The organism is Flavobacterium sp. XGLA_31, assembly GCF_051547105.1.
Lineage (GTDB): Bacteria > Bacteroidota > Bacteroidia > Flavobacteriales > Flavobacteriaceae > Flavobacterium.
The window spans coordinates 259,883-274,330 of sequence record NZ_JBPTTM010000004.1 but is presented as its reverse complement, the minus strand read 5'-3'; the positions used below and the strand labels follow the sequence as shown (position 1 = coordinate 274,330).

Genomic DNA, 14,448 nt, shown 5'->3' with positions numbered 1-14,448 from the left:
TAATACCAATGAAGATGCTACAATAACGATTAATTTGTCTGCGATGCCAAATGCGGGAACAGCAGTTACGGTGTCACCGATTTGTAGTTCTATAGGGGTTTTAGATTTGAATACATTATTGACTGGTCAGGATCCCGGAGGTTCTTGGTTGGACAGTGCTTTGCAGCCTGTAACTTCACCAATCAATATTTCGACTTTCATTGCAGGGACTTATACTTATACTTACAGAGTGACTAATGGGTGTGGTAGTGACGAGCGTCAGGTTCAGTTCACCGTTTTACCTACGCCAACTTTAACCTCGTTAAATGTTACCGCAGCCACAATTTGTATTGGAAACAACGGTATAATTAACTTTAACGGTATGACTGACGGTGTTTATACTTTAAATTATGATTTAGGAGGGGTTAATCCACTGGCTAACCAACAAATTACAGTAACAATTATTGGAGGTATCGGAAACTTTACGATTCCAAGTGCCTTGTTGTCAAATTCAGGAATTACGGTTATCTCATTTACAAAAATAACAGATAACGCTACAAATTGTTTTAGTCTGCTAGGAGTTACAACCAACTTATTGGTAAAACCTTTGGCGGATATTACACCGGCCAATTTGAGTATAACCAACGTTTGTTTCGGTAGTCCTGTTATAGTTAATATTAGTGGAGCAAGCGGGTTGTCTGATGGTATTTATCAGTTCAATTATTCTATTCCGGGAGCCAATCCAACCGGAGGGACTACAGTCAATGTTGATATCATAAGTGGTGTCGGACAATTTGTTTTACCGGCTTCATTGTTTGCCAGTTCGGGAACATATACCATCACCATTGTTGGTATAGTAGCGGTGAGTTCAGGCGGTTGTACCAATCCATTAGAAAATGCAGCGGCTAATTTTGCCATTAATCCAATTCCGGATTTACTAGGAGCAACGGTGACTGTACAAACCACTTGTCCGAATTTTGACAGTGTCGCAACCATCAGCGGAGCATTGAATCTGAATGATGGTATTTATAACATTGAATACAATCTTACCGGGGCCAATACTTCCGGTACAGTGACTGCTACTGTTACTATTGCCGGTGGAATGGGGACATTGACTATTCCTGCAGCAAGTTTGGTAAATTCGGGAACAACAACAATTACTATTACATCAATTGTTTCGACAACCACAGGTTGTGGTGGACCTTTAACGACCCAGGGCACGGCAACATTTGAAGTGATAGCTTTAGCTCCTCCAACCTTGATTACTGACGGAAACATCTTCTGTGATGATAATCAGCCTACGGTAGCTAATTTGACAGCAAATATAACAGGAGGTCAAACGGTTATTTGGTACAATGCTCCAACCGGTGGAACCGCTTATAATGAAACTGATTTATTAGTAAATGGGACTATTTATTATGCGGCTGCTGTAGCGTCAAGTGGTTGTGAAAGCACTGCCCGTTTACAGGTAATTGCTGACTTAACAGGTTGTCCTGACATCATAATTCCGGATGGATTCTCTCCAAATAATGACGGAATCAACGACACTTTTGTGATTAATAATTTGCCGGAATTGTATCCGAATTTTAAATTGGAAATCTATAACCGCTATGGAAATTTGGTTTATCAAGGAAATATCAACACGCCAAATTGGGATGGAACTACCACCGAAGGCGGATTAAAATTGGGAACTAATTTATTGCCAACAGGTGTTTATTTCTTTATCATTAATTTCAATGACGGAAACAGAGCACCTCTTCAAGACAGAGTATACTTAAGCAGATAATGAGAACCACTATGAAAAATAAAACTATAAAATATATCCTCTTAGCGCTATTTGCTGTGCTTTGCTCTTCGTTGATGCGAGCGCAGCAGGATCCACAGTTTACTCATTATATGTATAATATGAGTGTGATTAACCCCGCTTACGCAACCGATAATCCAGGCGTGCTTAATCTGGGAGGGATTTACCGTGCTCAATGGGTTGGTATTAAAGGTGCTCCAACCACTCAATCCTTTTTTGCTCACAAACCTTTATCCAAAAAAGTAGAAATGGGAGTTTCTGTAGTTCACGATGAAATTGGTGATGTAGTGAAGGAAAGCAATGTCTTTGCTGATTTTGCTTATGTATTGGATGTTGGAGAGGAGACTAAACTGTCTTTCGGAGTAAAGGGAGGAGTAACACTTTTCAGTACTGATTTTAACGGATTTGTTTATACGGATTCAGCTGTTGATCCGGCTTTTCAAAATAATATTAGCAAAACGTTTCCTAATGTCGGAGCCGGAACTTATTTGTTTGGATCCAATTATTATTTTGGTTTTTCCGCTCCCAATTTGTTGACGACTAAACATCTTGAAAATCAAAACGGAGTCAAAACCACCGGAGTAGAAGCCATTCATTATTTTATGACGGGGGGATATGTATTTACGTTTAACAACAATGATAATTTCAAAGTAAAACCTGCTTTCATGGCCAAAGGCGTTGAAGGTGCTCCGATTTCTTTAGATTTAACCACCAATATTTTGATTAACAATAAATTCGAGGCCGGTGTGGGATATAGATTGCATGATTCAGTCAGCGGATTGGCCAGTTTTTATGTAACTCCAACACTTAGAATAGGGTATTCTTATGACTATACCTTAACCAATTTGAGAAATTTTAATACCGGTTCCCATGAAGTGTTTGTCTTGTTTGATTTAGGTTCAAGCCGAGATAAAGACGGTTCCGGTAAAGGGTATGACAAATCACCACGATTCTTTTAAAAATGAAAATGATGAGAAAACTATACATACTTTTTGTTTTTTGCAGCGTTACCACTCTTTTTGCCCAAAAGAAAGCCAGTGTCAAGGACGGAAATGCATTGTTTCAAACCCGCTCTTATGTGAAAGCAGCTGCTATTTACGAGCAGTTGCCTGCAACTAAAGAGATACTGCAAAATCTGGGTGATTGTTATTATTATAATTTCCAAATGAGTAATGCGGTTAAAGCCTACACTCAACTGTTTACTACCTTCAAAGACAGCGTTCAGAAAGAGGTCTATTTCCGTTTTGCGAATGCGATGAAAGGAACTAAAAATCTTGAGAAAGGAGATTCTATTATGAAAATCTATTTGGGATACGAACAGAATACCCAAAAGTTTATGAAAAGTGCTTCCCGAAATTCAAAAGACAGTTACAAACTGGAAATGATGTCCAAAGGTCAAAACAATGGTGATTTCGGAATTTCATTCTATGGCGATAAAGTTGCTTTTTCCTCCGCTCGAAATGGACAGGGAAAATCTTATGGTTGGAATGATAAACCCTATTTGGATTTGTTTTCGGCTACTGTCAATGAACAAGGACAACTGGTAAATGTGGAAACATTTCCAGATGAGATTAACAGTAAAAATCATGAAAGCTCGGCTACCTTTACCGCAGATGGTAAAACGATGTATTTTAACCGAACTGCCGATAAACAAATTAAAGTAGGTGAGGAAGTAGTGGCCAACATCAAAATTTTCAAAGCGGAACTAAAAGGCGGAAAATGGAGTAATGTCACAATGGTTCCTTTTTCGAGTGATACCTATTCAGTGGAGCATCCTTGTTTGAGTAAAGACGGAAAACAATTATTTTTTGCCAGTGATATGCCCGGGACTTATGGCTCTTTTGATATTTATGTGGTCGATATTAATGAGGATGGGACCTATAGTTTGCCTCGTAATTTAGGCGACAAGATAAATACGCCACATCGGGAACAATTTCCTTTTGTGACTTCAGACGGTACGTTATACTTTGCTTCAGACGGTCATCAAGGAGGAGGGAATTTGGACGTTTTCTCAAGTAAAAAAATAAGCGATACGGAGTACGATAAACCGGTGAATTTAGGTTCCACCATTAACGGTGAAATGGACGATTTCAATTATATTTTGGATGAAGCCAAAAATCAAGGCTACTTTGCTTCCAATCGGGAAGGAGATGATCATTTATACACTTTTGTTAAAGAACCGAATAAGTTGCAATATTTGGTAGAAGGGGAAGTTCGTGACAAAAAAACGATGGAATTATTACCGGGTTCTACGGTAAAACTGTATGATCAAAACGGCACTTTGCTAGAAGAAGTTTTGGTAGGCAAAGACGGCGACTTTACGTTCAATACAGAGCCGAATAAAAAATACAAAATCATGGCCTTCAAAGATTTTTATATTCCGGCCGAATCAGAGTTTGAAACCAGTCAAAGCGGTAAAGTGTATTTAGACCTACAAATGAAAGTAGAGTCTTATTACGATGCGGAAGATATTATCAACAAAAAAGAGGATGGAACGGTATTGATTGAATTGGAAAATATTTATTTCGATTTAGATAAATGGGATATCAAGCCACAGGCAGCCACGGTGCTGGATGTATTGGTAGGTTTGTTGAAAAAGTATCCGTATATGGAAATCCAAATCGGCTCTCATACTGATTCCAGAGCTACTGCTTCTTATAACCTCAAACTTTCTAATAAAAGAGCGGCTTCGGCTTTGGAGTATTTAGTGAAAAACGGAATTGATAGAAAACGATTGTCTTCGGTTGGTTATGGCGAAACAAAACCATTGGTGGTTTGCCCTAAAAATGATTGTACCGAAGAAGAGCATGCCATAAATCGTAGATGTACTTTTATGATTTTGAAATAGCGAGTTAGTTGTTATTATAGTTGTTAAAAATTGGGAATTTTTCAGGTGCATACAAAGTATTGTATGCACTTGTTTTTTATAAACTATTCATCACAATTCTGTATTTTTGTCCATCAAATAATGACTTATGAAAAAGTTTCTCGAGTTAAGCCTTCTTTTTGTTGTATTAACGGTTTCTGCTCAACAGCGCCCCAAACTGGTTGTGGGTATTGTTGTTGACCAAATGAAAATGGAATATTTATACCGTTTTCAAAATGATTTTTCCGATAACGGATTCAAGCGACTGATGCGAGAAGGGTATACTTTTCAGAACACCCATTACAATTATGTGCCTACCTATACTGCTCCCGGACATGCGTCAATTTACACGGGGACTACACCTGCTACACATGGCATAGTAGGGAATGAGTGGTTCAGCCGAAAACTGGGAAAAGAGATGTACTGTACCGATGATGCTTCAGTACAAACCGTAGGTGACGGAATCAAAGAAGAGGGTATGATGTCGCCCAAAAACCTGCAGGCCACGACCATAACAGATGAATTACGATTGGCCACTAACTTCAAAGGAAAAGTCATTGGCGTAAGTCTGAAAGACCGAGGGGCAATACTACCGGCCGGGCATTTTGCCAACGGAGCTTTTTGGTACAGCAAAACCGGAAGTTTTATTTCGAGTACTTTCTATGGGAATGCTTTACCCAATTGGGTTACTGAATTCAATAACGAAAAGCATTTTATGACTTATATCAACAAAGGATGGAATTTGTTGAAATCAAAGGAAAATTATACTGAAAGTTTGGCCGATGAGAACAACTACGAAGGAAAGTTAAACGGTGCCAATCCGGTTTTTCCATATGATTTGAAAGCGATGTATTCAGTTAAAAATGATGCGGGTATCCTGCGTTCAACTCCTTATGGCAATGATTTATTAGAAGAATTTGCTAAAAGAGCAATCGAAAAGGAGCAATTGGGGAAAGACAGCATCACAGATTTCCTGACAGTAAGTTTTTCTTCCACAGATTACATTGGACACATTTTAGGTCCCCGTTCAATAGAGCTGCAGGATACATATATGCGTTTGGATCTTACTTTGGCTGACTTTCTGAAGTACTTAGATCAAACGGTGGGCAAAGGTAATTACTTACTGTTTTTAACGGCTGATCATGCCGGAGCCGAAAATGCGAAATTCTTAAACGATAACAAATACAATGTGATTAATGTGGAATACAAAGACATCGCGAAGAACCTAAAGAAATTTTCAACAGATACTTTTGGTGATGATTTGGTGTTGAATTATTCCAATTTCAATGTGTTTTTTGATAAAGAAAAAATCAAAATCAAAGGATTGGATTTGACTAAAATAAAGCAAATGTTCAAAGAGTATTTGCTGACTCAAGATCAGGTGAAAAGAGTATTTACCGAAGAAGAAATCCTGAACAACAGTGGTAATGATTATTATCTGAATTGTATTGCCAAAGGATATGATAATACTCAAGATGGCGATTTAGTAATCTTGGACAAACCAGGTTATATTGAATACGGCGCTACCGGAACTTCCCATGGAACGCCCTATAGTTATGATACTCACGTGCCTTTGATTTTCTTTGGTTGGAATATTAAAGCCGGAGAAACCCACGACAGAAAAGTGATTACGCAAATTGCTCCCACACTGGCTCAAAAAATCAAAACGGCTTTTCCAAATGGCACCGAAGCGGAGGTATTAACCGAAGTGTTGGATAAATAATCAAAATCAAAAAAGCACCGTTAATCGGTGCTTTTTTAGTTGTGTAGTGTGTAGTTTAGTTATAATTCAATCATAATTTGATTCTGTAGCAAATCTTCAAATCTTTCTCTTTCGCGAATTAAATGCCCTTTACCGTCTTTCCATAGCACTTCTGCGGGTTTAAAGCGAGAGTTATAGTTGGATGACATAGAGAAACAATAGGCTCCGGCATTGCGGAAACACAAAATGTCTCCTTCGTGAATTTCAGAAATTCTTCGGTTGTTGGCAAATGTATCCGTTTCACAGATATAACCAACCACGGTATAGAAACGTTCTTTGCCTTTTGGATTGGAAATGTTTTCAATGGTATGTTGTGAACCGTAAAACATCGGACGAATTAAATGGTTGAAACCACTATCTATTCCGGCAAAAACAGTTGAAGTTGTTTGTTTGATAACATTTACTTTGGCCAAAAAATAACCGGCTTCACTTACCAAAAATTTTCCTGGTTCAAAGGCTAGGGTTAATTCGCTACCGTACTCTTTTTCAAAAGCCAAAAATCGTTTGGTTAGTTTTTTTCCCAGTTCTTCAATATTGGTTTCGATATCGTCTTTTTTGTAAGGCACTTTGAATCCGGATCCAAAATCCAGAAACTCCAGGTTTTTAAATTGTTTAGCGGCATCAAATAAAATTTCGGCTGCATAGAGGAATACTTCGATGTCTAAAATATCAGAACCCGTGTGCATGTGGATACCGTTGATGGTCATTTTGGTGTTTTCCACAATTCGTAAAACATGCGGAATTTGGTAAATAGAAATCCCAAATTTACTGTCGATATGGCCAACGGAAATATTCTCATTGCCTCCGGCCATTACATGAGGATTGATTCGGATACATACCGGAACTTTCGGATGTTTGGTTCCGAAATGTTCCAAAACTGAAAGATTATCAATATTAATTTGAACTCCCAGTTTAGCTACTTCTTCAATTTCTTCAAAAGAAACGCCATTGGGAGTAAAAATAATTTTATCGGGTGTAAATCCGGCGTGTAATCCCAATTGCACTTCTTGGATGGAAACGGTATCTAAGCCTGAACCGAGCTTCTTCAGTAGCTTTAGTATGGTAAGGTTAGACAATGCCTTCATCGCATAATTGATGCGAAGCTTTTCTACTTTAGAAAAGGCAGTGGCTAATCGGTTGTACTGGGATTCGATTTTCCCAGCATCATACACATACAATGGATCTCCAAATTCTTGGGCCAAGGCTACTAATTCTGATGGTTGCATAACTTTGTTTTAATTTTGTACAAAGCTAGGGTGCAGTAGTCTCAAAACCAAAGAAAAAAATAACAGAATTCGTCCATTTTGAAAGTTAATGCACCAAAGTCATGGCAAAACCATCAGCAATGGCTTGGTCAATAACCAGTGTGTCGTTGGTTGTTGAATAACAGCCATATATGGTTCCGTTGATTTTAATACTTTCTCCGCATGGAGAATCCGGATCGTTCACAAATTGATAATTGTACACGCCCGTTTCTAAAACATCCCAAAGTTCTGGATTTGGATTGTTATTGACCACGGTAACGGTTTGTGTAATCGGATTAAAACTCCAGTTGATAACTCCAGGTGAGAAAGTATTGTGGATTCCTGCAAATGTTCCGTCAACGGCAACCAGTTTCCATTGTCCCTGAACAGGGTCGGTATTAGTAGAATTAGAATCAGTACCACAACTACTGAAAAACAATACCAATAAAAAGGCGAAGGGGATGATTAGATTTTTCATTTTTTTTAGTTTTTTGATTTTAAACTAATGATGGGATTTTAAAAAAAGGGTTGCGTTTTCAGAAGCAAAATAATCAAAATCAAGAAATATACTAAATTGGTATACATTTCTTTTAGGTTTGATTCTAATTAATTACTTTTGTGGCACTTTATACTGAAGCTGTTTCAGTGTCTAACAAACAAACTCTTTATTATGAACATACACGAATATCAGGGAAAAGAAATATTGGCAGGATACGGCGTTCGCGTGCAGCGTGGTATTGTTGCTAACAATCCTGTAGAAGCAGTAGCTGCAGCCAAACAATTAACTGCAGAAACCGGAACCGGTTGGCACGTTATCAAAGCACAAATCCATGCCGGAGGAAGAGGTAAAGGAGGCGGAGTGAAATTGGCTAAAAATCTGCAACAAGTTGAGGAATTGGCTGAGCAAATTATCGGAATGCAATTGATTACACCGCAAACCCCACCAGAAGGAAAAAAAGTACATAAAATTTTAGTGGCTGAGGATGTTTATTATCCGGGTGAAAGTGAAACTTCAGAATTCTATATGTCAGTTTTACTAAACAGAGCCAGAGGAAGAAACATGATTATGTATTCTACTGAAGGAGGAATGGATATTGAAGAAGTTGCTGAGCATACTCCTCATTTAATCTTTACTGAGGAAATAGATCCTTCTGTAGGATTGCAAGGTTTTCAGGCGCGCAGAATTGCTTTTAATTTAGGGCTTTCAGGAAATGCGTTCAAAGAAATGGTGAAATTTGTGGATTCGTTATACAATGCTTACATTGGTTCAGACGCTTCTATGTTTGAAATCAATCCGGTGTTGAAGACTTCAGACAACAAGATTTTAGCGGTGGATGCCAAAGTAAATATTGATGATAACGCTTTGTACCGTCAAGTTAAAATTGCTGATATGCGTGATATTCGAGAGGAAAATCCAATTGAGGTGGAAGCAAAAGAAGTTGGCTTAAATTATGTTGACTTAGACGGAACTGTTGGTTGTATGGTAAACGGAGCCGGATTGGCTATGGCTACCATGGACTTAATTAAATATGCAGGTTTTGAACCGGCTAACTTTCTGGATGTTGGAGGAACAGCAGATGCGAAACGTGTGGAGACAGCTTTCCGTATTATTTTAAAAGATCCGAATGTAAAAGCGATTTTAATCAATATTTTTGGAGGAATTGTTCGTTGTGACCGTGTAGCACAAGGAGTAGTAGATGCCTACAGAAACATGGGAGATGCTATCAAAGTACCTATCATTGTGCGTTTGCAAGGAACCAATGCAGAGATTGCCAAAGAATTAATTGATAATTCAGGAATGCCAATTTTGTCTGCAGTACAATTCCAGGAAGCAGCAGACCAAGTAAAAGCAGCTTTGTCATAATCTGATACAATTAAAGTTTATATATGGAAATCCCGGGCACAAACCCGGGATTTTTTATTTTTCAAATTCTCGGTCAAAATAGCGAAATACTCATTTCCTGATTTTTTACCCAAAAGGAAATGCTATTTTTGTTTGCAACAGGAGTAAAAAATTTCCTTGATGAAAAGAATTGAATGTATAGCGATGTATTTGCTGCTGATTTTTTCGGTGGTGAGTGCGGCGCAAAATAAAAAAGCCGATAGTTTAGTGGCAGTTTTGGGTAAAACCAGAAATGATATTGATCGTGCACAATTGTTTAATACTATTGCAGACGAATATAAGGCAAGTGATCCTAAACTAATGCTGCAATATGCCAATCAGGCTTTGGCATTGGCAACGAAAATTAAATTTAATACAGCCAAGGGGAATGCTTTTTTAAATTTAGGAAATGCTAATATTCTTACCGGAGATTATCCTCAGGCATTGCGTTATTTTTCGAATGCACAAAGTGTTTTTGAAGAAGCTTTGGAAAATGCATCCAATGATAACAATAAAGAAATAAAAAATGGTCTGGCTCGTGCATACGGAAGTTTGGGTGTGGTTTTTTCAGAGCAGAGTAATTATGCAAAAGCCTTGCAATTTCATCTGAAAGCGGTAAAGCTTTATGAGGAAAGTAATAATTTGGAAAAATGTGCCCGAGTGTACAACAATATTGGTGTTGTGTACAAATCACAAGGAGAAGATTTTAAAGCCCTGAATTATTTTATTAAATGTTTAAAAACTCAGGAAAAAATCGGCGACAACACGATTGGGATTACCATGACCAATATTGGTACAATATATTTAAACCAGAAAAGTTACCTGAAAGCGTTTGAATATTTCTGTAAAGCGGAAATGCTGTTTGAAAAATATCCGAATCAACGAGGTTTGGGCGAGTTGTATAACAATTTGGGATTGTATTATGTAGCTATTCAAAAACCGGCAGAAGCATTGGTTGCTTACAATAAGGCTATAGCGACTTTTAACAGTATAGATGATAAGTTTGGGCTTTCGGATACCTATTATTTTATCGGGGAAGTTTATTATGCCCAGAAAAATTGGGATGAAGCTTTGACGTATACCAATAAGTCGTTGGCCCTGGCTAAGGAGTTAGACGTATTGGACCAAGTGCAGATTGCTGAAAAACGACTGAGTGAAATTTATGAAAAACTAAACAAACCCAATGAAGCTTTAGCGCACTTCAAGTTGTACAACATAGCCAAAGACAGCATCAGTAATAACGAAAACATTCGAAACAGTGTTAGGGCTGAAATGAACTTTGAGTTTGATAAAAAAGAAGCCTTACAGCGAAAAGAGCAGGAGAAAAGAGAAGTAGTGTATAATGAGGAGTCTAAAAGACATCAACAGCAAATAGTGTTCGTTATTTTGTTCATCCTGCTTGCTTTTGGAATTGCGTTTTTGCTCTACAATCGTTTGCAATTAAAAAAGACATTGACTTTACAGAAAGATTTAGCCGAATACGAACAAAAGGCCTTACACCTGCAAATGAATCCACATTTTGTATTCAATTGTTTAGGGTCAATCTCAAGCTTTATTGTACAGAACGGTACCGACTCTGCGATAAAATATTTGTCAAAGTTTTCAAAGCTGATGCGTTTGACCTTGGAATATTCTAAAGAGTCATTAATACCAATTGATAAAGAAGTAGAGAGTTTGCAAAATTATTTGGAACTCGAACAATTGCGCTTTAATAATAAATTCACTTTTACCATCTATAAAAGTAACGAAATAGAGGACGACATGGCGATTCCACCGCTCTTGTTGCAACCTTTTGTTGAAAATGCCATAATACACGGAGTTATTCCGAAAAAAGAAATGGGAAGTATTGCTATCCGATTTGAAATTGAAAAAGAAAGTTTGCTTTGCACTGTTGAAGACAACGGCATTGGTTTTCAGCAGTCCAAAGCGCAAAAAGTGAACTCAGTTGTGGCTCACAAATCTATGGCATTAGATATTACTAAAAAGCGATTGGAAATGATCGAATCTGTTACAAATCAAAAAGCTAATGTAATAATTGAAGAAGTTACGACAAATAAAGCTGAAGTATTGGGAACTAAAGTAACTTTGCATTTACCGATACAATATGCAGAATAAAATATGATCACAGCTGTACTTATAGATGACGACGAAAATTTACGCAACGGAATGAAATCGTTACTGGCGCGTTACGCTCCGGAAATCAACATAGTTGGGGAAGCCGATAGCGTGGAAAGCGGAACAACACTCTTGTTGCAAAATCAGCCGCAAGTAGTTTTTCTCGACATTCATTTGGGTGACGGTTCTGGGTTTGATTTGCTCGAAGAAGTAAACAAAAAGGGCAAACTGAATTCGCAAATTGTTTTTATTACCGCGCATGAGCAATACGCCATTAAGGCATTTCGTTTTAGTGCGTTGGATTTTTTGTTAAAGCCTGTTGATCCTGATGAATTGAGTAAAGTTATCGGTAAAATTAAAAATGTATTGGATAAAAATGACAGTGTAGCACATATCGATTTGCTTTTGGAAAATATCAGAAAGAAAGTGGATAACTTCAAGCGCATTGCTCTGTCAACTGCTGACGGAATTCATTTGTTTGATGTGAGTGATATTATACGTTGCGAAAGCGAGGACAATTACACTAAGTTTTATATCAAAAACAATAAGCCGGTTTTGATATCCAAAACGCTGAAAGAATATGAAGATTTATTAACCGAACATGGTTTTGAACGCATTCATCAATCGCATTTGATTAATTTGTCTTATTTGAAATCGTATATCAAAAAAGATGGTGGGTATGTGATTATGGCGGACAACAGTAACTTGCCGATATCACAACGAAAAAAGGAACGATTACAGGAGATTTTGATAAAGCAGTTGAGCAGTTAATCGCAAATTCTAATTGAAAACACAGTTATACTCAATTGCTCAAAAAACAATAAATATTTATAATATATTTATACGAGTAATTAAAGTTGAAAATGGTTAAAAATAAAAAATTGGAGTTAAGTTAGAACGTCATTATCCTCTTCATTTGAAGAGGATTTTGAGGTTTTACATCGTCAAAAACCAACCAAAACCAAGATTATGAAAAAACTATATATTTTGCTGCTGTTTTTTGCCGGAATGGTAAATGCGCAGATTGTGAATATACCCGATGCAAATTTTAAGGCACACCTGATTACACTTGGAGCAGATGCAAATGCGGATGGCGAGATTCAAGTAAGTGAAGTCTCTGGAATACCCGCTTTGGACGTTCACAATTTGAATATTAGTGATTTGACTGGGATTGAGTATTTTAGTAGTCTAACTTTTTTAATGTGTGACCACAACCAAATTACATCGCTCGATTTAAGCCAGAATCTTTTATTGGACCATTTGGAGTGTGATAGCAATCCGTTGCAGGCATTATTTATAAAAAATGGTTCAAGTTTAAATACAAACAGTATATTAGGCAATATTCCGTTCATCTGTGCCGATGATTTCGAGATTGCCGGTTTGAGCGCTTTTTATCCTTCTTCATATATTACGTCTTATTGTTCTTTTACGCCCGGCGGCAATTATAATAGTATAACCGGGTCAATGATTTTTGACAGCAACAATAATGGTTGTGATGCTTCAGACAGTCTTCAGCCGAATATCAGAATAAATCTTAATGACGGAACGAGTGCCGGAGCAAATTTTACAAGCAGTTCCGGTACTTATACTTTTTATACTCAAACCGGGAATTTTACTTTAACTCCAAGTATGGAAAACTCGGCATGGTTTAGCATTTCACCAATCAACGCTGCCATTCCGTTTACCGATACCAATAACAATGTGGCTACACAAAACTTTTGCATCACTGCTAATGGAGTTCATCCAGATATCGAGGTTATTGTTACCCCTTTGATTCCGGCTCGACCAGGGTTTGATGCAGTTTATAAAGTGGTTTATCGAAATAAAGGAAATCAAACGGTTTCCGGAAATTTAAGTTTTGAGTTTGATGATGAAGTATTGAATTTTGTTACCGCATCGATTGTCCCCAATAATCAAAGTTTTGGGAATTTAAGTTGGAACTATAACACTTTGTCTCCTTTTGAAAGCAGAAGCATTACAATCACTTTGCATGTTAATACCCCTACCGATAATCCCGCTGTAAATATTGGAGATGTGTTGAGTTTTATAACAACACTCAATCCGTTTGCCGGGGATGAAAATCAGTCAGATAATACATTTGCTTTCAATCAGACGGTAGTTGGGTCCTATGATCCCAATAATATCATTTGTCTTGAAGGGAGTGTAGTACCACCATCTGAAATAGGGAATTACTTGCACTATGTAGTTAACTTTGAAAATACAGGTACTGCAGATGCTGAAAATGTAGTGGTTAGAGAGGTTATTGATATTACTAAGTTTGATGTGTCTTCGTTGCAGGTTCTTGATGCTTCACATCCGATAACAGCTAAGTTAACAGGTAATGTAGCTGAGTTCATTTTTCAGAATCTTAGTCTGCATTCTGGTGGTCATGGGAATATATTGTTGAAAATCAAATCAAAAGGCAACTTGGTAGAAGGTGATATGGTCAGTAAAAATGCCAATATTTATTTTGATTATAATGCTCCTGTATCCACCAATATTGAAAATACAGTATTCCAAACCTTAAGTAATCCGGCTTTTGAAACGGATGTGACGGTTAAAGTTTATCCAAATCCAACCAAAAATACGATTACAGTTCGCGGTAATTTTGCAATTAAATCAGTTCAGTTGTACGACGTGCAAGGGCGTTTGTTACTGACCAAATTGACAGAAGGAAGTGAAGCGATCTTAGACGTAACGGCACATAACTCAGGCGTATATTTTGTTAAAGTCATGACTGATAAAGGCATGAAAGTTGAGCGAATAATTAAACAATAGAGTTGCGTAATTGTGGTA

10 protein-coding genes are annotated in these 14,448 nt (G+C 37.5%); 8 read left to right on the top strand and 2 right to left on the bottom strand.

Annotation, left to right across the window (positions count from 1 at the left end):
• The 4 genes from ACSVH6_RS09940 to pafA form a co-directional block, all read left to right on the top strand.
• Window positions 1–1,765 (top strand): gliding motility-associated C-terminal domain-containing protein (locus ACSVH6_RS09940; RefSeq protein ID WP_438078009.1); only part of this gene is annotated, 1,765 nt, incomplete at its 5' end.
• Between the two features lie 11 nt (window positions 1,766–1,776).
• Window positions 1,777–2,742 (top strand): PorP/SprF family type IX secretion system membrane protein, encoded by a 966-nt coding sequence (locus tag ACSVH6_RS09935; protein WP_438078007.1) that lies wholly within the window; start codon window positions 1,777–1,779, stop codon window positions 2,740–2,742.
• An 8-nt stretch (window positions 2,743–2,750) separates the two neighbouring features.
• The gene (locus ACSVH6_RS09930) at window positions 2,751–4,631 is read left to right on the top strand and encodes an OmpA family protein (protein WP_438078005.1); all 1,881 of its coding nucleotides are present in this window, start codon (window positions 2,751–2,753) and stop codon (window positions 4,629–4,631) included.
• Between the two features lie 127 nt (window positions 4,632–4,758).
• The gene (pafA, locus tag ACSVH6_RS09925) at window positions 4,759–6,372 is read left to right on the top strand and encodes an alkaline phosphatase PafA (protein ID WP_438078003.1); all 1,614 of its coding nucleotides are present in this window, start codon (window positions 4,759–4,761) and stop codon (window positions 6,370–6,372) included.
• Window positions 6,373–6,431: 59 nt separating this feature from the next.
• Here the strand turns inward: pafA and lysA are convergent, their stop codons facing one another.
• Both lysA and ACSVH6_RS09915 read right to left on the bottom strand, forming a co-directional pair.
• Window positions 6,432–7,637, bottom strand: a complete 1,206-nt coding sequence (gene lysA / locus ACSVH6_RS09920) for a diaminopimelate decarboxylase (protein WP_438078001.1) — start codon at window positions 7,635–7,637, stop codon at window positions 6,432–6,434.
• 85 nt (window positions 7,638–7,722) lie between these two features.
• Window positions 7,723–8,133, bottom strand: a complete 411-nt coding sequence (locus tag ACSVH6_RS09915) for a hypothetical protein (protein WP_438077999.1) — start codon at window positions 8,131–8,133, stop codon at window positions 7,723–7,725.
• Window positions 8,134–8,325: 192 nt separating this feature from the next.
• Here ACSVH6_RS09915 and sucC point away from each other — a divergent pair, with 192 nt between their 5' ends.
• The 4 genes from sucC to ACSVH6_RS09895 all read left to right on the top strand — a co-directional run bounded on the left by sucC (window position 8,326) and on the right by ACSVH6_RS09895 (window position 14,430).
• A complete protein-coding gene (gene sucC / locus ACSVH6_RS09910; protein ID WP_438077997.1) occupies window positions 8,326–9,519 on the top strand; it encodes an ADP-forming succinate--CoA ligase subunit beta in 1,194 nt (397 codons plus the stop codon).
• Between the two features lie 159 nt (window positions 9,520–9,678).
• Window positions 9,679–11,652 (top strand): tetratricopeptide repeat-containing sensor histidine kinase, encoded by a 1,974-nt coding sequence (locus ACSVH6_RS09905; protein ID WP_438077995.1) that lies wholly within the window; start codon window positions 9,679–9,681, stop codon window positions 11,650–11,652.
• 3 nt (window positions 11,653–11,655) lie between these two features.
• The gene (locus ACSVH6_RS09900) at window positions 11,656–12,423 is read left to right on the top strand and encodes a LytR/AlgR family response regulator transcription factor (protein ID WP_438077992.1); all 768 of its coding nucleotides are present in this window, start codon (window positions 11,656–11,658) and stop codon (window positions 12,421–12,423) included.
• A 198-nt stretch (window positions 12,424–12,621) separates the two neighbouring features.
• Window positions 12,622–14,430, top strand: coding sequence for a DUF7619 domain-containing protein (locus tag ACSVH6_RS09895; protein WP_438077990.1), 1,809 nt, complete (start codon window positions 12,622–12,624; stop codon window positions 14,428–14,430).
• Window positions 14,431–14,448: the final 18 nt, after the last annotated feature.

Bases quoted from the DNA above. Each gene is read 5' to 3' on its own strand.
- sucC (WP_438077997.1), top strand. From the start codon at position 8,326: ATGAACATACACGAATATCAGGGAAAAGAAATATTGGCAGGATACGGC.
- ACSVH6_RS09905 (WP_438077995.1), top strand. From the start codon at position 9,679: ATGAAAAGAATTGAATGTATAGCGATGTATTTGCTGCTGATTTTTTCG.
- pafA (WP_438078003.1), top strand. From the start codon at position 4,759: ATGAAAAAGTTTCTCGAGTTAAGCCTTCTTTTTGTTGTATTAACGGTT.
- ACSVH6_RS09900 (WP_438077992.1), top strand. From the start codon at position 11,656: ATGATCACAGCTGTACTTATAGATGACGACGAAAATTTACGCAACGGA.
- ACSVH6_RS09935 (WP_438078007.1), top strand. From the start codon at position 1,777: ATGAAAAATAAAACTATAAAATATATCCTCTTAGCGCTATTTGCTGTG.
- lysA (WP_438078001.1), bottom strand. From the start codon at position 7,637: ATGCAACCATCAGAATTAGTAGCCTTGGCCCAAGAATTTGGAGATCCA.
- ACSVH6_RS09895 (WP_438077990.1), top strand. From the start codon at position 12,622: ATGAAAAAACTATATATTTTGCTGCTGTTTTTTGCCGGAATGGTAAAT.
- ACSVH6_RS09930 (WP_438078005.1), top strand. From the start codon at position 2,751: ATGATGAGAAAACTATACATACTTTTTGTTTTTTGCAGCGTTACCACT.
- ACSVH6_RS09915 (WP_438077999.1), bottom strand. From the start codon at position 8,133: ATGAAAAATCTAATCATCCCCTTCGCCTTTTTATTGGTATTGTTTTTC.